General features: G+C 64.2%; 18 protein-coding genes and 1 tRNA gene. 7 read left to right on the plus strand and 12 right to left on the minus strand.

Translation table 11 applies throughout. From position 1 onward, the window contains the following. Nucleotides 1-2 precede the first annotated feature (2 nt). The 3 genes from IPI56_09215 to IPI56_09225 form a co-directional block, all read right to left on the minus strand. Nucleotides 3-86: transfer RNA gene (locus IPI56_09215), tRNA-Tyr, on the minus strand. Between the two features lie 133 nt (nt 87-219). Beyond that, nucleotides 220-2,442 (minus strand): MtrB/PioB family outer membrane beta-barrel protein, encoded by a 2,223-nt coding sequence (locus tag IPI56_09220; protein ID MBK7545904.1) that lies wholly within the window; start codon nt 2,440-2,442, stop codon nt 220-222. A gap of 18 nt (nt 2,443-2,460) precedes the next feature. Continuing rightward, a complete protein-coding gene (locus IPI56_09225) occupies nt 2,461-3,390 on the minus strand; it encodes a DmsE family decaheme c-type cytochrome (protein ID MBK7545905.1) in 930 nt (309 codons plus the stop codon). A gap of 226 nt (nt 3,391-3,616) precedes the next feature. Between IPI56_09225 and IPI56_09230 the strand changes: the two genes are divergently transcribed. After that, nucleotides 3,617-4,183, plus strand: coding sequence for a thioredoxin family protein (locus IPI56_09230; protein ID MBK7545906.1), 567 nt, complete (start codon nt 3,617-3,619; stop codon nt 4,181-4,183). On the opposite strand, the gene IPI56_09235 is transcribed toward IPI56_09230, so the two are convergent. The 7 genes from IPI56_09235 to IPI56_09265 are packed head-to-tail and all read right to left on the minus strand — an operon-like array spanning nt 4,158 to nt 10,017. Further along, nucleotides 4,158-5,696 carry a YifB family Mg chelatase-like AAA ATPase gene (locus tag IPI56_09235; protein MBK7545907.1) on the minus strand — a complete coding sequence of 513 codons (1,539 nt, stop codon included), beginning with the start codon at nt 5,694-5,696 and terminating at the stop codon, nt 4,158-4,160. The two genes, IPI56_09230 and IPI56_09235, sit on opposite strands and share 26 nt — an antisense overlap. Continuing rightward, entirely contained in the window at nt 5,696-6,013 is a 318-nt protein-coding gene (gene sugE / locus IPI56_09240) for a quaternary ammonium compound efflux SMR transporter SugE (GenBank protein MBK7545908.1), read from the minus strand. The genes IPI56_09235 and sugE overlap by 1 nt, the downstream gene beginning before the upstream one ends. A gap of 1 nt (nt 6,014) precedes the next feature. Further along, the gene (locus IPI56_09245; GenBank protein MBK7545909.1) at nt 6,015-6,302 is read right to left on the minus strand and encodes a hypothetical protein; all 288 of its coding nucleotides are present in this window, start codon (nt 6,300-6,302) and stop codon (nt 6,015-6,017) included. Further along, nucleotides 6,299-6,856, minus strand: coding sequence for a thermonuclease family protein (locus IPI56_09250; protein MBK7545910.1), 558 nt, complete (start codon nt 6,854-6,856; stop codon nt 6,299-6,301). Before IPI56_09250 ends, IPI56_09245 begins: the two co-directional genes overlap by 4 nt. A gap of 42 nt (nt 6,857-6,898) precedes the next feature. Then, nucleotides 6,899-8,038 (minus strand): citrate synthase, encoded by a 1,140-nt coding sequence (locus tag IPI56_09255; protein MBK7545911.1) that lies wholly within the window; start codon nt 8,036-8,038, stop codon nt 6,899-6,901. Nucleotides 8,039-8,080: 42 nt separating this feature from the next. Then, nucleotides 8,081-8,554, minus strand: coding sequence for a transcription elongation factor GreA (greA, locus tag IPI56_09260; GenBank protein MBK7545912.1), 474 nt, complete (start codon nt 8,552-8,554; stop codon nt 8,081-8,083). A 50-nt stretch (nt 8,555-8,604) separates the two neighbouring features. Beyond that, a complete protein-coding gene (locus IPI56_09265; GenBank protein ID MBK7545913.1) occupies nt 8,605-10,017 on the minus strand; it encodes a class II fumarate hydratase in 1,413 nt (470 codons plus the stop codon). A gap of 67 nt (nt 10,018-10,084) precedes the next feature. Here IPI56_09265 and IPI56_09270 point away from each other — a divergent pair, with 67 nt between their 5' ends. Then, nucleotides 10,085-11,779 carry a glycogen/starch/alpha-glucan phosphorylase gene (locus IPI56_09270; GenBank protein ID MBK7545914.1) on the plus strand — a complete coding sequence of 565 codons (1,695 nt, stop codon included), beginning with the start codon at nt 10,085-10,087 and terminating at the stop codon, nt 11,777-11,779. Nucleotides 11,780-12,033: 254 nt separating this feature from the next. Here IPI56_09270 and IPI56_09275 read toward each other — a convergent pair whose 3' ends face one another. Continuing rightward, nucleotides 12,034-12,687 carry a VTT domain-containing protein gene (locus IPI56_09275; GenBank protein MBK7545915.1) on the minus strand — a complete coding sequence of 218 codons (654 nt, stop codon included), beginning with the start codon at nt 12,685-12,687 and terminating at the stop codon, nt 12,034-12,036. 32 nt (nt 12,688-12,719) lie between these two features. On the opposite strand from IPI56_09275, the gene IPI56_09280 reads away from it, so the two are divergent. Then, nucleotides 12,720-13,496, plus strand: a complete 777-nt coding sequence (locus tag IPI56_09280; GenBank protein ID MBK7545916.1) for a M48 family metallopeptidase — start codon at nt 12,720-12,722, stop codon at nt 13,494-13,496. Here the strand turns inward: IPI56_09280 and IPI56_09285 are convergent. Beyond that, a complete protein-coding gene (locus IPI56_09285) occupies nt 13,493-14,131 on the minus strand; it encodes a 2,3-diphosphoglycerate-dependent phosphoglycerate mutase (protein ID MBK7545917.1) in 639 nt (212 codons plus the stop codon). The genes IPI56_09280 and IPI56_09285 overlap by 4 nt on opposite strands. Before the next feature lie 113 nt (nt 14,132-14,244). On the opposite strand from IPI56_09285, the gene IPI56_09290 reads away from it, so the two are divergent. The 4 genes from IPI56_09290 (at nt 14,245) to IPI56_09305 (ending at nt 20,830) form a co-directional block, all read left to right on the plus strand. Beyond that, on the plus strand, nt 14,245-14,778 hold the full coding sequence (locus IPI56_09290) for a sigma-70 family RNA polymerase sigma factor (protein ID MBK7545918.1): 534 nt from the start codon (nt 14,245-14,247) through the stop codon (nt 14,776-14,778). Continuing rightward, nucleotides 14,775-15,881, plus strand: a complete 1,107-nt coding sequence (locus IPI56_09295; protein MBK7545919.1) for a protease complex subunit PrcB family protein — start codon at nt 14,775-14,777, stop codon at nt 15,879-15,881. The genes IPI56_09290 and IPI56_09295 overlap by 4 nt, the downstream gene beginning before the upstream one ends. An 84-nt stretch (nt 15,882-15,965) precedes the next feature. Beyond that, nucleotides 15,966-18,350, plus strand: a complete 2,385-nt coding sequence (locus IPI56_09300; protein ID MBK7545920.1) for a hypothetical protein — start codon at nt 15,966-15,968, stop codon at nt 18,348-18,350. After that, nucleotides 18,347-20,830: a hypothetical protein gene (locus tag IPI56_09305; GenBank protein ID MBK7545921.1), complete on the plus strand. Its 2,484-nt coding sequence runs from the start codon at nt 18,347-18,349 to the stop codon at nt 20,828-20,830. Before IPI56_09300 ends, IPI56_09305 begins: the two co-directional genes overlap by 4 nt. Nucleotides 20,831-20,849: the final 19 nt, after the last annotated feature.

The following is a 20,849-nucleotide window of genomic DNA, read 5'->3' on the forward strand; positions in this document are numbered from 1 at the left end:
TCTGCACAGGGTAGGATTCGAACCTACGAAGGGCGAGGCCCGCCAGATTTACAGTCTGGTGCATTTGACCGCTCTGCCACCTGTGCGAAAGGGGGTCCTGCCGAAGGCGTGCGGGTCATTTTAGCGAGTTTTAGACGATAAATCAAATGGCCAAAAAAAACGCCCCCCTTACCCAAAGGCAAGGGGGGCGTCCGGGAATCGATGGATCGGTTGTTCAGCTTACCATTTGTACTTCATCATCAGGCTCACCACGTGGGCTTTATAGTCCTCGCTGGTGTCGCCCAAGGTGAGGTTGGTCTGGGCTTCCAAGCGCCCCGTGGCCAGAGGCATGTCATCGGTGGCGAAATCCGTGATGTTGTAGATTTCGAAGAGATAGCCCAAGGTGAGGGACACGTCCTTGGAGGCCTTGTAATCGGCTTTGACCGAGTAATCTTGTTTGGACGTGCGGGTATCGGGGAGGGACTGTTTGGTGGCCACGGCCGATCCCAGTTCTTTGTACTCGAAGGCGCCCCGGGAAAAGGCCAGGTCGTAACCCAACCGCAGACCCGTCCGATCCGTCAAGGCGGTGTTCAACCCCACCCCCACGGCGTCGTACCGATCGATCGTCCAGAGGGTGTAGTTGTCGGCGACGTTCTGCGAGACCGTGCCGCCGGTGTTCTGGTTTTGGCGTTGAACGTTGCGCACCAAAGACATCTGATAGTAGGTCGACAGGTCCGCGTTCTCGGTAATGTCCCAGCCGAAGTCCGCTCCGCCGTTCACCACCCGGGAAGACAAGAGACCGAATTGGAGGTTCTGGTTGGTCGCCGAAATGGCCGTCGTGGCAATGTACAAATCGCCATCGCCGGGTTTGAACCGGTCCTGGGTGAAGGAACCGTTCAACGTGACCGTGAGGGGACCGCCCCAGGCGGTCATTTGGAGGTCGCCGGCGTTGCGGTTGCGGGCGGCGATGTCGTAGCGCCGGATGCCGGGGTTCTCGATCCAGGTCGTGGGGTTGCTCATGTAATGTTCCATGTCGAAGCCATCCGCGTAGCGTTCGGCGTGGATCACGCGGCCGCGAAGCCGGAACCAGGACGGTGAATTGTAGGTCAACCGGCCGGTCCAGGTGGGCTCTTTGGTTTCCTCGTATTCCCGGTGCAGGCGGTCGGTGGTTTCGTGCGCGTACTCCACGCCCAACCCCATGTAGGGCGTCAAGTTCCAGTCCGCGTAGGCGCCGAGATTCAATTTGCGGTAACCAAACTGAATCGTCTCTTCGTCCGTGCCGGACCAGGTTTGGTCCAAAACCGTGTGACCCGTGAAGAGGATCTCATCGGAATCGTTCCCCAACTGTTCCGAACGGGCCCGCACGCCCAACGCCACATTTTTAAGTAGTCGGTTGGAAAGTTGGTAATTTTGCGTCCAGAGCGTCATCTCCGTCCCCGCCGAATTGGCCGGCAGGTTGGAGGAGTTGGTCACATCGAACCCGGCCCCGGCGCTGAGCGCCGAGTTGATCGAATAGGGCAACAGGTCCTCGTCCTGGGTCATGCGGGTCGCGCTGATGTCCGCCACGAACCGCGAGCGCGCCGGCAGTTGAACCGAGGCCGACAGGCGGGTGTTGTGCGCCAAGTTGTCGGGCGCGTTCGAATACCGGCCTTGGGCGGCGCCATCGCCGCGGCTGGCGTCGCCGACCGCGTCGGTCAGGCGTTTGGGGTTGTCCCAAACGAGGGTGTTGATGGCGTTCTCATAGACGTTCATGCCGTAGGAGAGCGCCAGGGTGGTCTTCTCGGAGGCGTAATTGAGGGCGACGCCGGAATCGTAAACGGTTTGATCCACTTCCTTGGCCAACTCGAGGGCGAAACTCCGGCCCAAAGCCACGGGGAGCAATTGGTTCCCGTGTTTTTCTTGTTGGGAGAAGTTGAAGTCCACGCTCCACCCTTCCGACAGAGCGCCGCCGAGGTTGAGGGACAGGGTGTCCGCCCGGGCTTCGAGGGGAACCGCGCGGGCGCGGTCGGTGAAGGTGCTGATGTTGTTCCACCACGTCGCCGATCCGGGGTTCGCCTGGAAAAAGCTCTGCATCGCGTCATCGATCGCGTACACGCCGGGGGCGGTTTGGTCAAAGAAACTGAACGCCGATTCCCCCCAGCGGTGGGGGGCCTGATCCCAACCGGCTTTGAACCACAATTTCCCTTTGCGGTTGTAGTCCAAGGCCGCCGACTGGTCGTCTTGAAACAGGTTTTCCAATTTCACGTCGAGGTCGTAGTTGGCCGCGTTGACGTCCAGGGCGTATTCCTCGAACACCAAACCCTGGGGGACGTCTTTGTACTCCTCAAACTTCGCCTCGGCCTGGTTTTGGCTGACGTCCTGCAGGCCGACTTCAACCGATTGATTCGTCTCCGCCGCGAGCGGGGCCGCGCCGAAGACTCCCGCCAGGAAGGCCGCCGCGACCAGGGTGTGGATTCTTTTCATAGGGGCATCTCCTCGGGGTTATCGCGCTAACGCCTTGCCGGCCGGGTGGTTCGAACCGTGAATGTTCGAATGGCACTCGTAGCAGGATTGGGCGAAGATCTGGCTGCGCTGGTTCTTCACGTTGGTGGCGTCGTACAGCGTGCCGGGGTGCCGGGTGTAGGCGTGGCAGCGCTGGCACAGGAAAGGTTGCTTGCCCACCAGCATTTTGTCGTGGTGCGAACCGTGCGGGGAATGGCAGTTCAAGCAGTTCTCGCGCACAGGCGCGTGTTCCCAGACAAAGGGACCGCGTTTGTCCTGGTGGCAGGAGTAGCACAACTGGTTGACGCTCGCCGCCTTCAGCTGTTTCGGCGTCGGACCGCCGTGCACATCGTGGCAGGAGGAACAGGCCATCTTGCCCTCCTCCACCGGCATGTGCGCCGAGCGCCGCATCTGGGATTTGATGTCCCGGTGGCATTGGTAACAGGTTTCGGCTTCAGTTTTTTTGACCAACTCACCGTGCTTGGCCTGGGCCTTGTGCACGCTGTGGCAGGCGGCGCAGGACACGTTGGCCCGGTCGTGGGCCCCGCCGTCCCAGTGGGACCGCCCGGCGTCGGCGTGGCATTTCAAACAGGTGGCCGAGCCGTCGCGGCCGGACAATTTTTTCGGGTTCGAGACCGTCGCGAAGGCCGGCAGGGTCTTGTCGCCCCCCGCTTCCACGTGGAGGGAACCGGCCCCGTGGCAGGTTTCGCAGGACTTTTCAAATTCCAAACCTTTGAATTTGGGCAAGGCGATGCCGTGCTTGGCGTTTTTGAAACCGTCCACCTGTTCGCCGTGGCAGTTGGCGCACACGCTGGCGCCCACGAACTCCGCCTTGGCCGCTTCCTCGGCGAACGCCGTGGCGGCGAACACACCCCCGCCGAGAGCGCCGCACAACGCGGTGCTGAGAAGTTTGGCTTTGAATGGTCTCATAGTTCTCCCCTGGAATGGTCCAAGTTCGTCGCGCGATCTTGTGATTGAAGATGAAAATAACTTTGTTACTTTGTAGCTGATCCTGACATAAGCAATTATGATCCACGTCATTGTTTACAAAAAATTTACAATTCGACGGGTCCGTCGATTGCCGGGCCGAAATCTTTGTAGGATGTTCCCGCGGGCGACTCTTTTGAACACCTTCCGTCGTCCCAAAGGAGTTGTTATGGCCCTCACCCCCTCCACCATGGTGCCCCTCGGCACCCCGTGCCCGACTTTTCATCTTCCCGACGTCTCCAGCGGACAGCCATTGTCCTTGGAATCTTTTAAAAACAAAGACGTCCTCCTCGTCATGTTCCTCTGCCGACACTGCCCCTACGTGGTCCACGTGCAGGCGGAGCTGGCGCGGATCGGACGGGAATACGCCGCGCGGGGGGTCGCGGTGGTGGCCATCAGCGCCAACGACGCCGCGCAATACCCGGACGACGGCCCGGTGGGCCTTCGGCGACAGGCAAGCGAGCAGGGATTCGCGTTCCCCTACCTTTACGACGACAGTCAGGCCGTGGCCAAGGCCTTCGGCGCGGCCTGCACACCCGATTTTTTCGTTTACGACGCCAACCGGCAGCTGGTCTACCGGGGGCAACTGGACGACAGCCGGCCGGGCAACGGGAAACCGGTCACCGGCCGGGACCTGCGCGCCGCCCTCGACGCCGCCCTGGCCGGCCGCCCCGCGCTCGAACCCCAGCGGCCGAGCGCCGGTTGCAACATCAAATGGAAATCGAGCGGTCGTTGACGGGCGGACGGTCGAGGGTCCGGTAGCCCACGGCTTCGGCGACGTGGTCCTCGCCGACATCGGCCGCCCCCGCCAAGTCGGCGATCGTGCGCGCGACCTTTAAGACGCGATCGTAGGACCGGGCCGACAAGCCCAAGCGGGAGACGGCCGCCTTCAAAAGGGTCCGGGCCCCCTCCGATGGACGGATGTGGGTTTTTATCTCCTTCGGCCCCATGACCGCGTTGGTGCGCGGTCCCTCCGGCCCAAACCTTTCGGCTTGCCGAGCGCGCGCCGCGGCCACCCGCGCGCCCACCGCGGCCGAGGGCTCCGCCGCGGGCGCCTCTTCGGTCAATTCCGCCACCCGCAGGGCCGGGACCTCCACGTGCAAATCAATGCGGTCCAAAAGCGGCCCCGATATCTTGGCCCGGTATTTCTGCACGGCGAAGGGCGTGCAAACGCATTCGCGGTCGGGGTGGCCGGCGTACCCGCAGGGACAAGGGTTCATGGCGGCCACCAGCACGAACCGCGCCGGAAATGTCACCGACCCCGCCGCCCGCGACACCGTCACAAACCCCTCCTCCAACGGCTGGCGCAACACTTCCAAAACCTGTCGATCAAACTCCGGGAACTCATCCAAAAACAGAACCCCGTTGTGCGCCAGGGACACCTCGCCGGGGCGCGGGGTGCTGCCCCCGCCGATGAGCGCGATGTTGGAAATGGTGTGGTGGGGGGAGCGGAACGGCCGCTGCCCCAGGGCCGGGGGCGTCCCAAGGCCCGCCACCGAGTGGATTTTGCGGGACTCCAGGGCCTCCTCGAAAGACAGAGGCGGGAGCAGGTCCGCGAACCGCCGGGCGAGCATGGTTTTCCCGGCGCCGGGCGGGCCCATCAAGAGAACGTTGTGGCCGCCCGCCGCCGCGACTTCCAAGGCGCGTTTGGCGAACATTTGGCCGCGCACGTCGGCGAAATCACCGCCCCCGGTGGATGCGGGCGCGGACACCGCAGGAACCACCGCCGTCGGCGCGCGCTCCCCGCGCAAATGGGCCACGGCGTCCTCCAGACTCGTGACGGGCACCACCGTCAACCCCACCACCAGGGCCGCTTCGGCGGCGTTGCCCGCGGGCAACAGGAGCGCCCCCGCCCCCGCCTTTTTCGCCGCGAGCGCGATGGGCAACACCCCCCGCACCGGGCGCAGACGGCCGTCCAGGGCCAGTTCCCCCACGGCCACCACGGCGGACAGCGCGGCCCCGGGCAGTCTCTCCTCCGCGGCCAAGACCCCGAGGGCGATGGGCAGATCAAAAGCCGTGCCTTCTTTTTTAACATCGGCGGGCGACAAATTGACCGTGACCCGCCGAACCGGAAAATCGAAACCCGAATTCCGCACCGCCGCCACCACGCGGTCCTTGGATTCCCGCACCGCCGCGTCGGGCAGGCCCACCGTGGAAAAAACCGGCAGGCCGGGGGACAAATCCACCTCGACCTGCACAAGAAAACCGTCGATCCCGGCGACGGCGGCGCTTTGGACCCGGGCCAGCATTATTTCGTCACCAGCTTAAGCCCCACGATGCCCGCCACGATCAATCCCATGGACACGAGGCGGGCGACCGCGCGCGGTTCGTGAAAGAGGAGCATGCCGGCGATCGCCGTGCCCAGGGCGCCGATGCCCGTCCAGACCGCGTAGCCCGTGCCCAGGGGAATTGATTTGAGCGCGCGCGCGAGGAACACCACGCTGAACACCATGCCGACCACGCTGAAGACCGACGGCCACGGCCGTGTGAACCCCTGGGCGAATTTGAGGCAGACCGCCCATTGGACCTCGAACAAACCCGCGATGAAAAGAAAAACCCAGGCCATGTCAGATCCTTTCGATTTCCACGACGCCTTCGAGAACGGCCGCCAGGCGCGCCGCGCCCGCGTCGGAAGCGGTGTGCAAGCGCACCCGCTTGGGGCGGCGTTCGGGGGCCAGACCGGCGATGTACCGGGCCACGGGCAGGAAGGTCCCGCCTTCGCCGTTCCCGATGAAGTAATCCAAACTCACTTCTTCGACGGGTTCCGCGTCCAGGCACCGCCGGGCCTCTTCCACCGTGCGGGCGAGTCGCCAACCGGGGGGCGGGGGGCGAAGGTCATCCACGAACAGTTTCACCGGCCCCCCACCCACAAACAGCCGCGGCGCTCCAGACGGGCGCGGTCCTCGAGGGCGGCCAACCGGTCCCGCCAGGCGCCGTCCCGGCGCCAGGCTTTCCCCAACCCCTCGTGGACCAGGGCCGCGTCGACGCTGCGTCCGTCGGGCGTGAACACATAGGCCAACAACCGGCCGTGTTTGTCTTGCCGCCGTTCGTCGAAAGCCAGACGCACACCGTCGATCGTCAAAGCCCGGTTGCGTTCCCGCGCTTCCTCATAACAGGGACGGTCGCGTTCCGGGGTGTTGACGCCGTAATACCGAAGAAAGGTGGGTCGCCCCTCCCAAAGAATTTCCAACGTGTCCCCGTCCACGACGCCCGTGACAGCGACGGAAGCCAGCCGGTCCGCGTCGACCACGGACCAGGGGCCGTCGCCGGTCGTCGCGACATCCCTGACGGCGGGTCCGGGAGCCCGGTCCCCGCGAAACAGCGCGCGGCCGTTCAACGCCACGGCCGCGCCGAGGGACATCCAAAAGAGCGCCGCCCCGACGCGCCTCCAGGGGCGGGTCAGGGGCATGATCGGTGAGGCGGCGTTGACGCGCCGTCGAAGAGGGAAACTTTAGGGCCGTTGGGCCAGGGGAACAATGGAGCGCAGCGCCGGCCCCGCGTATTCGGTGCGGGGGCGGATGAGGCGGTTGTCGGCCAACTGCTCGAAGACGTGGGCGCACCAGCCCGCGACGCGGGAGGCGGCGAACACGGTCGTGAAGAGATCGATGGGAATGCCGAGCAAATAAAGGACCGAGGCCGAATAAAAATCCACGTTGGTGTAGATGTTCTTCGCCCGGTGGACCGCCTCGGCCACCTTGAGAGAGATGTTGTACCAACGCATGTCGCCCTTGACCTGGGACAACCGGTGCGACATGGCGCGCAACGGGGTCGAGCGGGGATCGTCCACTTTGTACACCCGGTGGCCGAAGCCCATGATTTTCCGTTTTTCGGCGATGGCTTTCTCAATCCAGGCGTCGGCCTTGGCCGGGTCGCCGATCTCCAAAAACATTTCCATCGCTTTCTCGTTGGCGCCGCCGTGCAGCGGGCCTTTCAAGGCGCCGATGGCGGCGGTCACGGCGGAATAGATGTCCGAGAGCGTGGAGGTCACCACCCGGGCGGTGAAGGTCGAGGCGTTCAGGTCGTGATCGGCCAACAGCGTCAGGTACATGTCCATGGCCTCGACGCTCACGGCGTCGGGTTTCTGGCCGGTGACCATGTAGAGGAAATTGGCGGAATGGCCCAGCGCGGGGTCCGGCGCGATGGGCGATTGCCCCTTGCGGAGGCGGTCCCAGGCGGCGGCCAGGGTGGTGATGCGGGCGACGAGGCGGATGGCCTTGCGGCGCACGGCCTCGGGGGTGTGCACGGCCACGTCGGGGTCCGTCAGCGCCAGCAGGCTCACGCCCGTGCGCAAGACATCCATGGGGTGGGCCGTTTTGGGAAACTTCGCCATCAAATCCAACACCGCCGGCGGCAAAGCGCGGGCGTCGGCGAAGGCCTTTGCAAAGGGGGCGAGCATGGCCCGGTTGGGCAGGTCGCCCTCCCACAACAGGTAGGCGACCTCTTCAAAAGTGACTTGCGTGGACAGGTCCACCGCGCTGTAACCGCGGTAGATCATGCGGCCTTGGAGGCCGTCCAGGAAGGTGATCGTGGACGGACCGACGACCACGTCTTCGAGGCCCTTGGCGGCGTGAACTTCCTTGTTTTCGGTCATGGCGCGTGGATTATACAACGGGACAAGCGCGGGCTCAACACCTTATTTCAAACGGGTCACGCGGGCCACATCGTATTGAATGGGCCCGGACGCCAGGCGCACGGTCACCGTCTGGCCTTCTTTGTGCCCCAGGAGGGCCTGGGCCACCGGGGACTGCACGGAAATCCAGCCTTTGGAAAAATCGGCCTCGGCCGCGTCCACCAGGGTGTAGACCACCTCTTCGCCGGTTTTGGCGTTCTTCAAGTGGGCGGTGGCCCCGATGCGGATCTCCCCGGCCTGGACGTTTTTTTCGTCGATGATCTGCGCGGATCGGAGTTTCTGTTCCAGCTCGTTCATCCGGTGCTGGACTTTGGCTTGTTCTTCTTTGGCGGCGTGGTATTCGGCGTTTTCTTTCAGGTCGCCCTTCTCCCGGGCCTCGCCGATTTCAACGGCCAGCTGGGCGCGCCGTTCTTTCATGCGCCCCAGTTCGTCCCGCAACTTTTCGTAACCCTGCCGCGTCAAAAAACTCGCGCTCATGACATCCTCCCGAATGAAACTCAGACTTAATTATACCACGCCGGCAAGAATTATCCCCCCGCGCCCTCCAAGGTCATGCCCGGCTCGGTCATGGCCCGCGCGTCCAACACCGTCGCCAGTTCCTTTTCGTTCAACAGTTTTTTCTCCAGGGCGACCTGGCGGACGGTCTTGCCCGTGGCGTAGGCTTCCTTGGCGATTTCGGCCGCTTTGTCGTAACCCAGTTTGGGCGCGAGCGCGGTGCACATGGCCAAACTTTTTTCGATGAACCCTTCGGCGATGTCCTTGTTGGCCTTGATGCCTTTGACGCACTTCTCCGCGAAGAGCCGCGCGACGTTGGCCACGATCGTCATGGAGGTCAGCAAGTTGTGGGCGATCATGGGTTTCATGACGTTGAGCTCAAAATTTCCCGACTGGCCGCCGATCGTGATCGCGACGTCGGCGCCGATCACCTGCGCCGCCGCCATGCAAACGGCCTCGGGAATGACGGGGTTGACCTTGCCGGGCATGATGGAACTGCCCGGTTGCAACGAGGGAATTTCGATCTCCCCGATGCCGCAGCGCGGCCCCGATGACAACCAGCGGATGTCGTTGGCTATTTTCATGAGGGACACGGCCACCGTTTTCAGAGCACCGCTCGCCTCGACGCAGGCGTCGCGCGCGGCGAGAGCCTCAAAGCGGGAGGGCGCGCCCACAAAAGGCAAACCGGTTTCCGCGCCGAGATTTGCGATAACTCCATCGATGAAAGCCGGGTTCGCGTTGAGCCCTGTTCCCACGGCCGTGCCCCCCAACGCCAGCTCCGCCAAATGGGGTTGGACGTTCTTAAGACGCTGGACGCCGTGGGCGATCTGGCTGGCGTACCCGCCGAATTCCTGCCCCAACCGCATGGGCACGGCGTCCTGCAGATGGGTGCGGCCGATTTTCAAAATGGCGTCGAAAGCCGCGGCCTTCTCCCGCAGGGCGGCGCCGAGGATTTCCAACGCCGGAATCACATCTTTTACCAAGGACTCCAGCGCGGCCACATGGATGGCCGAGGGGATCACGTCGTTGGAAGACTGCCCCTTGTTCACGTGGTCGTTGGGGTGAACGGGGCTCTTGGCGCCGCGGGCGCCGCCCAAAATTTCGTTGGCCCGGCTGGCGATCACCTCGTTGGCGTTCATGTTGGTGGACGTGCCGGAACCGGTTTGGAAGATGTCGACCGGGAATTGATCGTCCCATTTCCCCTCGGCGACTTCCCGGGCGGCCTGGACAATGGCCGCCCCGCTTTTGGCCTCCAGACCCCCCCGCTCCAAGTTGACCTGGGCGGCGGCCTTCTTGATGAGCGCCAGGGCGCGGATGAAGGACCGGGAGAACCGCCAACCGCTCACGGGAAAGTTTTCGACCGCGCGCAGGGTTTGGATGCCAAACAGCGCGTCGGCGGGGACTTCTTTGGTGCCGAGAGAATCTTTTTCAAGACGGGTTTTCATGGACGCCTCGCGAACAATGGGATGCGGCCATTTTAGCACTTCCCGAAATTGGTATAGTACGTTTCCCATGAACGCCGCGTCCTCCTCGACGAAACAACGGGTCCTCGAAGTCGCCATGGAAATGGCGCTGACGCCCGAAATCCTCGACGACATTGATGAGAAATTCGGACCCGCCGCCGCCCAAATCGCGGCCATGTCCACCTCGGTGGGCGGCATCGGGCCATTGCTCCGCGAACGCATCGTCGCCCTGGCCGACCGGGGCGTGCCCGTCGCGGGGGTGTCGCTCCTCTACAACACCGTCTGGAGCCAGGGCTGGCACGACTGGAACCACCTTTTCATCGAGCGGGTGGCCGCGGGCCAATACCTGCGCGGCGTCCTCACGGACACGGGCGTCGTCCTTAAATTGCCCCTCTTCGACGAATCCATTGTCGACGTCAAAGTGTGGAAGGCCGATTACGGGAAAGCCACGGTTTACTTCCTGGATTGCCCCGAAATCACCGACGTGGTCTACCCGTGCGCCGAGGACGCGCCGCCCAAGACCCCCAACCCCAACGATTGGGCGGAACGGCAGCGCCTCAAACACAGCTGGGTTGTGGGCCGGGGCGCCCTGGCCCTCGCCAAACACGTGGGGTTTTCCCCGGACGTGATCGTCTTGAGCGAAACCCCCACGCTGTTCGCCCACCCCCGGATCGCGGCGGACGTCCACGCCAAGGACCCGTTCTTCGCCGAAAGCCGCTGTGTTTTCAACGACCACACGCCGCTCGAATACGCGCACCCCATTTGGCCCCAATCCGTGCTCGACCAGACCAAAATGAACCCGGCCTTTTACGGCCCCTACCTGAAGGACGGCAAAATCGACGTCACCCAGGCCCTGGTCGCCGAGGCGGAAGGCGTTTTCGGCGTGGCCGAAAAGCACGCCCGGGTCATGCGGGCCATGCCGTCGCTCAAGCCCTACGCCGGGAAGATCCAGCACATCACCAACGGCGTGCACACCCCTTATTGGCAGGAACGCGTGTTCCATCTGGCGGACCAAATCTCCGACGGCGACCTGCTCAAGGCCAAAGAGGATTTGAAGGCGGAATTCCTCGACTGGTTCTGGCGTCGCGCCATGCTCTGGCCCCATTGGGCCAACAAAGTCCGGACCCTGCCGATCCTCCTTTGGACGCGACGCATCACAAGCTACAAGCGATTGGACATCCTCGATAAAATCTTCGACGATCCCGCCCGGCGGAAGCGGTTTCTGGACGCCAACGTGGTGCTGATCGTGGGGGGGCGGGTGTACCAGCGGGACAACGCGTCGGAAAAAATGGTCTACGAATTGGTGGAGGATTTAAACCACGACGAGGCGTTGGGCGAGCGGGTGGTTTTTTTGAACAACTACAACGTGTGGGAGGCCCCCCGCCTGTTCCACGGCGCGGACGCGTCGATCATGTTGTCGGACGACGGGCGGGAGGCCTCGGCCACGGGGTTCATGAAAGCCCAGATGAACGGCGCCGCGGTGATCGCGAACCCCGACGGGGCCGTGCCCGAATCCGTTTTCGACGCGGCATCGGAACCGGCGCGGGCCAACGGGTTCACCGTAACCTACACCAACGGCCAGCCGGACGTGGACTCCTTTTTGACCGCGCTGGAGAAATTCTCGGCGGCTTACCAAGACCCCGCCCAACGGGCGCGGCTCATCCGAGCGTCCCTGGCCGTCACCCCCCAGGTCAGCGTGGAGCGTACCGCCCGGGAAATGGAAGCCTTTTTCAGCCGGCTTTAGGGTCCGCAAAGAAATAACTGGCCCATTTCCGCCGAGGGGATTCGTGCCGAGCCGAAGCAAAGTTCCCCGCGCAGGCGGGTGTGCCTGTAAGGGGAATTTGGCAAAGGGCGGGCCGAAGGCCTTCGGCCCGTAGGGAGGAGCCCGTGCGGGGAAATTTCCGCGTCACTCCTCGGTTACGATGGCACCGCATCGCTCCCTCGGTGTTCCTTGAACTCCCCCCACCTGGGCTCCTCGGAAATAGGCCGGTTATTTCTTTACGGACCCTTAACGATTTTCTTCCGCACCCGACGGCGCAGGTAGAGGATCGCCAACACCACGCCGCCCACCATCGTCAACGAAATCAACGATTCAAACCGGTCCACGCCTTTTGAAAAGTTCAAAGCGCGGCTGCCCATTTGCCACCCCAAAAAGGCCAGCAGGTAACAGCGGGGGATGGTCCCCAGCACGGTCCACACGATAAAAATCCGAAAGGGAATTTCCAAAATGCCCGCCGCCGCGGAGATCAATGACAAAGGCACGATCGGCACCGCCCGCAGAGCGAACAGGGAGATTTCCTCCCCGCGCTTGGTGAAGTGCGCGCCGACGCTTTCGATGTCGGCCCAGGTGAAGCCCAAGTAATTTTGAAACCGATCCACCAGGGCCCGGCCGCCCCAGCGCGCGATGAAGTAAGTCCCCCAGGCGCCCACGGCCGAGGCGACCACCCCCGGCAGAACGATGAGCAACGACGCCCGCGCGAAAGCCGCCCCCCAGGTCGCCGTCTCGGGGATCAGGATGAACCCGGCCCCCATGATGATGGCCGGCGACGGAATGGGCACGATCACCTGCTCGATTAAGACCCCGATGAAGACGCTCCAGCCCCCGTGGGCCCGCAGGGCGTCCAAAATCCAAGCGGTGATTTCCCCGATCACGTTCGCGCCTCCTTTTATATAATAGCGGTGAAATGAAAAAATCCCACGCGCTCTTCCTTCTGGCGGCGCCGCTGCTGATCGCCTGCCCCAAGGTTCCGGTCACGAACCGGATGTCTTTCAACATCGTGCCCGAGTCGGAAGAGATGACCCTGGGCCTTCAATCCTACCAGCAAATCCTTAAGACGGCCAAGCTCTCCACGAACACGGCGGCGGTCGCGATGGTCCGGCGCGTGGGCGAACGGATCGCCAAAGTCTCCGACCGGCCGGACTTCGCCTGGGAGTACAACCTGATTGAGAACCCCAAAACCCCCAACGCTTTTTGCTTGCCCGGCGGCAAAGTGGCCGTTTATTCGGGCATTTTGCCCATCACCCAATCGGAGGCCGGATTGGCCGTCGTCCTCGGCCACGAAATCGCCCACGCCATCGCCAAACACGGGGCGGAACGCATGAGCCAGGGCCTGCTGCTGTCCCTGGGCCAGGAGTCCCTGTCCATCGCCATGCGCAACAAACCGGCCCAAACCCAGGCGCTCGCCATGCAGGCCTTCGGCCTCGGCGCCACCGTCGGCGCCGTTTTGCCCTTCGGCCGAAAACAGGAATCGGAAGCCGACCGCATCGGTCTGATCTACATGGCCAAGGCCGGCTACGACCCCCGGGAAGCCGTGGCCTTTTGGCGACGCATGGACGCGGCGTCCCAGGGCGGCGCGCCCCCCGAATTCCTTTCCACCCACCCCCACCACGACACGCGGGTGACCAACCTCCAAAAGTGGATGGCCGACGCCGTCGCGGTCTACAACGCCAACAAAAACTAGTTCAAAATCTTTTTCGACACGACGTGCCCGCGGTCGTCGATTTCGTAAACGATCGGCACGCCCGTGTCGAGGTTCAATTCCAGGACCTGCTCCTTCGTGAGCTTGTCCAGATCCATCACGATGGAGCGCAGGCTGTTTCCGTGGGCCGCCACCAACACGGTTTCGCCCTTCTTCACGTGCGGGAGGATGTCGCTGTAGAAGTAAGGCAGGGTCCGGGCGGCCGTGTCCTTGAGGCTTTCGGCGATGCCCTCGGGGTTCATGTCCGTCTTGTCGGTCGGGGGAGGCACGTCGTAACTGCGCCGCCATATTTTCACCTGCTCGTCGCCGTACTTCCGCGCCGTTTCCTTTTTATCGAGCCCCTGAAGGGCCCCGTAGTGACGCTCGTTGAGAGCCTTGTCCTTAATGACCGGCACGTTTTTTTGCTGGGTGACCTCGAGGATCAAGCCCAGCGTGCGCTGGGCGCGCTGCAGGACCGAGGCAAAGGCCCGGGTGAATTGGTAACCCTTTAGATGCTCCCCCGCGCGGCGCGCCTCGCTTTCGCCCTGGGGCGTCAGGGGCACGTCGACCCACCCCGTGAACCGGTTCTCCAGGTTCCATTGCGACTGCCCGTGGCGCACCAAAATCAATGTTCCCATGTTTCTTCTCCTCGGTTGGGTTTGGAAAACCGTCATTATACGAAGTTCTTTGGTAAGATTTTTGCGTGGAGAACTTTCCGCCCGATCCCGTGTCCAAGTCTCCGGAGGACTTTGTGGAACTCGTGCGACGCCATTCCCCGAAAATATTCGGCCTGGCCCTGCGCCTTTGCGGCAATCCCGTCGACGGCGAAGACCTGGCGCAGGAAACGTTTATCGCCGCCTACCGGCGCTTCGACCAGTTCCGCGGGGACGCCGATTTCGGGTCCTGGGCTTACCGCATCTGCGTGAACCTGTGGAAGAACCGCGTGCGCTACGAAAAACGCCGCGCGTTTTGGAAGCACATACCGTTTTTCGGCGGCGGCGACCGGGACGACGGCGACCCCAAGCCCTTGGACATCGCCGATCCCCGGGACGTCACCGACGCCCCGGCGGAGGCGTCGGAACGCCGGCGGTGGGTGCGGGACGCCATCGCCGGCTTGCACCCGGAGGAACGGGCCGCTTTGGTCCTGCGGGAAATGGAAGACAAGTCCTACGAGGAAATCGCCGAACTTCTCGGGGTGCCGCTCGGCACGGTCAAATCCCGGATCGCCCGGGCGCGGCAAGCGGTCAAAGCGCGGTTGGCTCCTTTTTTGGGTGAAAAACCATGAACGACATTTCCAACGAACAGCTGTCGGCCTATCTGGACGACGCCCTCTCCCCGGACGATCGCGCGGCCGTTGAAAAGGCCCTGGCGAATTCCCCGGTCCTTCGAGGGGAATTGGCCGCTTTGAAGCAAACCCAAGCCTGGGTGCGCGCGTTGCCGTCCCCCACGGTGCCGACGGGTTTTGAACAACGCGTGTTGCGGGTCCTTCAAAGACCCCGCGCCCGGACGAATTGGTGGGTCATCGCCCCCTCGGCCTTCGGCGCCGTGGCCACGGCGGTCTTGATGGTTTTGGTGATCCACCAAGAGTCCCCCCGAAGAAAAAACTTCCCCACGCCGTCGTCCACGCCCCCGTCGTCCCTGGGGTTTGCCGATTCCGAGGACCTCCGTTTTGAAAAAACCCCCAAGCGCATCCTCAAAGAGAAGGCCGAACGCGCGATGGAACCTCCTCGGGAGGAATCCAAGATTCTCGAAAACCGGGTGGGCGCGCGCCGGACGGACGTCGAGGCCGAGCGAATCGCTCCCCCGGCCCTCCTCGACGCCGCGGCAGGGAGCGTGGCCCAAGCGAAGGACGATGGGGCACAGTCCACGACCGAAGGGGTTGCGTTAAGCGGCGGGATCCGGAGGGCGGCGCCCGTGAGCACAAAGGAATTCGGCGCCCGCGCGCGCGGGGGATCCATGAGCGATAAAGACATCGGCCGGGATCGCGCGGTTTCGGCGGCCCCGAACCTGAAGAAATCGGCTTTCGCGCTTCCGGACATGCGCGGGGACGACAGCGGGGTCGCGGAGTTCCGCGAAGTGGCCGTGCGTTCGGAAGAGGCCTGGCGCCGGTTGTGGGCCGAACACGCCGCGAACCGCGTCCCGCCCCCGCCCGCGCCTTCCATCGACTTCGCGGAATCCATGGTCGTCGGGATCTTCCTCGGCACGCGTCCGTCGGGCGGTTACGCCGTGGACATCCTGTCCGTGGCCCCCGCGGGACCGGGTTGGGTGGTCATTCACCGGGAAATCCGGCCGGCCGCGGATTCCATGCCAATCACGGTATTGACCCAGCCTTACCACCTGCGGGTCGTCCCCCGCCGCGACGGCCCTGTCCGGTTCATTAAAAAGTAAGAACTTTTCCGCGCCCCCGGTGTCCAAAGCCTTATGGACAAAAAGGCCTTGATCCGCACCCGTCCTCCCGCTATTCTTACGGGAATGAAACGACTCCCCGCCCTGCTGGGGGCCTGGCTCCTCGCGGCCCCCCTCCTCGCCGCCGAAAAACCGGATCAAGCGCGCCTCCGTTTGCCCTGGGAGGCGCTGAAAAACGTCCTTCGCATCGACCAGGACCGCGTGCGCTTGAGCGCGGAGGAATTCGACGCTTTGATCAAACGCACCAGCCGCAAGAATCCGCCCGCCCACGTGGTGGCGGACGGCGACGTGGTTCTGTCCCGGGCGGAGTTCACGCGCCTCATTCAATCCTTGATCCCGCCGGCGGAACCCGCGGCCACGGTGTTCGCCCCCAAGGCGGTGTACCGCGGCCGTCTCCTTAAAAACAGCGCCGTGGTGGAAGCGTCCCTCCATGTGGAGGTCCCGGAAAAACCGGCGAAACCCATCGCCTGGGACGCCTTTCCCGCCCAAGCGGCCTTTCAAACGATTTTCCTCGACGGCAAACCCGCTCTCGCGGCCGTCCGGAACGGACGCCTTTATATCACACTGACGGACGCCGGCGCGCACCGGCTGGACCTTCGTTTCACCGTGCCGGTGCCGGACGCGACCGCGGGACAAACCCTGGGCCTCGCCCTGGCGAACACCCCCATCACCGAATGGATTTTCGAGGTGCCGGAGCCGAACCTGGACATCGCCGTCCCCGGGGCGCTCCACCGGGAGTTGTCGGCGGCGCCCGGCGGCACGCGGGTGCGGGCGCTCCTCCCCCCCACGGACTGGGTCAGCATGACCTGGAACCCGCTCGCCCCCGACCGGGCCAAGGGCCCGGCGCAGGTCTACGCCGTCGTCGATCATCTTTTGTCCGTCGAAGAAGACGCGGTCCGCGCCACCGTCCACGTCGCCCTGGACGTCCTGCAAAACACGATCAACGAAACGCTCCTCGTCCCCCCGGCGGGCTTCGCCGTCTTGGACGTGCACGGAGAGGCCGTCAAGGATTGGCAGGAGCGCGCCGACCCCGCCCGGCTGGCCGTGTCCCTTAAATCCGCCCGCAAGGGACGCGTCGACTTTTTCGTGACCCTGGAACGCGTGCTGCCCGGGGAAAAATCGACCACCACGTACACGGGCCTGACCGTCCTGGGCGCCCAACGCCAGCGGGGACACCTCGGTGTGGAGTTGAAAAGCGACGTGGAACTGCCCGCCCCGGTCGTCGGCGGACTTGAACCCAAAGACCCTTTCCGCGAGTTGCCGGTCGATCTCGTCGCGCGGGGCGACCGCCTGGTCTACGGCTACCAACACCTCGGCGGGCCCCTGTCGCTGGCGCTGACGCTGTCGCGGCACGCCGTCGTCAACGTGCCCATGACCTTCGTCGATCGGGTGGACGGCACCACGGTGATCCGCCCCGACGGCAAACGCGTCCACCGCGTCGCGCTGTGGGTGCAGAGCTCCGCCCGGCAGTTCCTGGGCCTGGCCCTGCCGGACCGGGCCGCCCTGTGGAGCGTGTTCGTGGACGGCGCCCCGGTCAAACCCGTGGTCGGCCCCGATAAAAAAACCATGATTCCACTCATCCGCTCCGCCGGCGGACGCGCCGGCCTCTTCCCGGTGGAAATCGTGGTTTACGAAGAACGGGCCCGCCTCCCCGCCCTCGGCCGGGAACGATTGCGGTTGCCCATGCCGGACGTTCTGGTCAACCGCCTGCAATGGAATGTCGTCGTGCCCCCCGATTGGAACTTCCGGTACCTCGGCAATGATTTTGAGGACGTGAACCGGCCATCGACCCAAATCACCGGAGCGGCTTTGGGAAAAACGGCCGGTTTAAAATTCAAGAACGAGGCGGGCCCGCGGATTCGCGCTGCGCTCGCGGACGACAAGGACAACCGCATGGACCGGGCCCGTGAAATCGCTTCGCTCGAGGAAAAATGGGAAGGGGAAGCCGACGGTCTGTCCGCCGCGACCGAAGAACCCCCGCCGACGGCGGCCCCGGTTGTCGGCGGCGAGTTCGAACAAAGCGCGGGAGTTGCGGGCCTTCCCGCGGGGGCCTTGCCCGTCCGGGTCAACGTGCCGGAGACCGGCGTCCGGCTCTCTTTCTCCAAAACCCTTCCCCCCTCGGACGGCCCCCTCGCCCTGCCCCTGTGGCATTGGTCCACCGGGGTGGAGGCGCTCGCCCGGGGCCTTTTGTTCCTCGGCGCGGTTCTCTTGGTGTTCCGTTTCCGCGCCCCCCTGCGGGCCGGGGAGAAATGGTTCCTTGAAAAAACCACCGCCGCGCGCAAGGCCCTGGCCTTCCACCCCACGCCCTTTCAATGGGTCTTTCTCGCCTTGACGGCGGCCCTTGCGACCGCCGTGGTGGCCCGACCTCTTTTCGCTCTCGCGGTGGGGGCCTACGCCGTCGCCGTCCTCCGCTGGGTCTTGTCCCTCTTTCACACAGGAGACCGTCCATGAACTTGAAAAATTTGTTCCGGGGCCTGTTGTCGTTGGCGCTCCTCGGGGCTTCCGGGCTCCGCGCGGCGGAAGGGCCCGACGGTCCCCAGGGCGAATTGAGCCTGCCCTGGGGGGCCTTCGAGAAACTTCTGCGCCTGGACCAGGACGACGTGTTGCTGACCTGGGACGAGTTCCAACGCCTGCTTAAGCAGACCGGCGTGACCGAGACGCCGGCCCACGAGGTGCGCGACGGCAAGGTCTCCCTCTCCCGGGAAGAGTTCAAAAAACTGCTCGACCGCATGCGCGCGCCCGCCGGCGAAGGGGCCCGCGCGTTCCTCACCAAGGCCGCTTACACCGGCCGCGTCACCCGAAAAGGCGCGACCGTGACGGCCCGTCTGCGCCTTCAAATTTTGAGCGACGGCCCTTCCTACGCGCCCTTGCGCGTGCCGCTCTTCCAGGGCGGCGTGGCTTTCGAGGACATTTTGATGGACGGGCGGCCCGCCCTCGTGGAATCGGACGGCGGCCAAACCTATGTCACCGTGCCCAAACCCGGCGAACACGAGATCCAGGCGGTGTTTTCCCTGCCCGCCGCTCTCGACAAGGAACCCTACCGTTTGGACGTCGCCATCCCCGAAACCCCCATCACGCAAGTCGACCTCTGGTTGGGCGCGCCGAACCTCGACGCGCGGGTCAGCGGCGCCTCGGGGGTCGAAACCCTTCCGAGCGAGGGCGGCACCCGCGTGCGCGCGAGCTTGCCCCTGACCACCCGGTTGTCGATCGTCTGGAACGCCGTCGAACCCGAACAGGCGAAGGGCCCCGCCAAGGTTTACGCCGCGCCCCACACCGTGTTGTCCGTTCAGGACGACGCGGTGCGCTCCACCGCGCGGATCGACCTGGACGTCCTGCAAAACACCATCAACAATCTCTCTCTCCAACTTCCCGAGGGATACACCCTGCTGGACGTGACCGGCGACGCGGTCGGCGAATGGAAACAACGCGGCGCGGACAACCGAACGCTCTTCATCCCCTTTGAGTACGCGCGGAAAGGCAAATTCAGCGTCACCGTCCGCGTCGAGCGCGCCTTCAAGGACAAGGGCGGGGTCGTCCCCTTTGACGGGTTCCAGGTGCTGGGCGCCGTGCGGGAGAGCGGCGACCTGTTGATCGAAAAGACCACCAACGGCGAGGTCAAGATCGTCGACACCGCCGGGTTGGTGCGCCTCGACCCGCGCGAAGTGCCGGGCCCCCTCTCGGCCTTGGGTCAAAACACGTTCCTCGACGCGTTCAAATACGTTCGCCCCCCCTTCCGCCTGGGGCTGGACATCCAACGCCACGAGGAGATCGCGGTGGTCTCCTCGGTCATCGACACGGCGAACGCCGTGACCTTGCTCCTCAAAGACGGCAAGTGCGTCACCCACCTGACCCTCTCGGTCAAGAACACGGCCAAACAGTTTTTGGAGGTTCGCCTGCCCGCGGGCGCGGAGGTCTGGTCGGCCTTCGTGGAGGGACGCCCCGTGAAACCGTCGAAAGCCGCGAACGGCGCGACCCTGATCCCCTTGAACCGCTCGCGCATCGAGGGCCAGAACCTCGCGGCCTTCGACGTCGAGGTCATGTACTTTCGGAACGCGGGCGCGGGCGGGCCCGGCGGGCGTCAAGCCCTGACCCTGCCCAACGTCGATTTAAAAATCAGCCAGCTGGTCTGGTCCGTCTACTTGCCCACGGAACGCGACTACGTGTATTTCGGCGGGACGGTCGACAAAGAAGTCCAGGCCGGCGGCCTGAAACCCCTCGAACAGGTGCTCCGAGGGAACCGGCGCGTCCTGCGCGGACTGGCGGACTCGGCCGCGTCGTTCCAATCCCTGGGAAAAGTGTCGCGCAGTTCCAGCGATTACGCCTCGCGGAAGGAAATGGCCCGGCAGTCCAAGGTTTACCAGTTCCGCAGCGATTTCGACGAATCCCAAAACATCAGCGAGGACCTCTACGCCCAGCAAGTGGAGCGCGAATTGAACTTTTTCAGCGACGTCAATCGCCAACAGGTCGCGGGCGCGTCCGCGCCGGAGGCGGGAACCCTGCCGATCCGCCTCAAGGTGCCCAACGCCGGTCAAATCTTCCGTTTTTCGAAACTGCTCGTGCAGGAAAACGAGCCGGTGGCGTTGAACGCTTGGAACCTGCACCGGGCGGTGGTGAGCCTCTTGAAGCTGGGCGTCGTTCTGCTTCTTCTGGGCGGTCTCTACCGTCTGGGGCGGACGGCCCTCCGCCGCCGCGCCGACATCGCCAAGGTCTGGGCGACCTGGAACACGTGGGTGGACCTCCATCCCGCCGCCCTCGGGTGGACGCGAACGGATTTCGGGCGGGCGGCCCTCCTGTTCACCGCCGGCGCGGGTCTTGTGGTGATGGGAAGCTGGCCTTTCCTCGGCCTCCTGCGCTTTTTCGGCGTGATCGCCGTGCTGGGCGCGGGGGTCCTGGGGTTCCTGGCCCTGGCGAAAGCGGGGAAATCCCGATGACGTCCCCGGTGGAGCGGAT

The sequence above is a fragment of the Elusimicrobiota bacterium genome, assembly GCA_016706425.1.
Taxonomy (GTDB): domain Bacteria; phylum Elusimicrobiota; class Elusimicrobia; order FEN-1173; family FEN-1173; genus JADJJR01.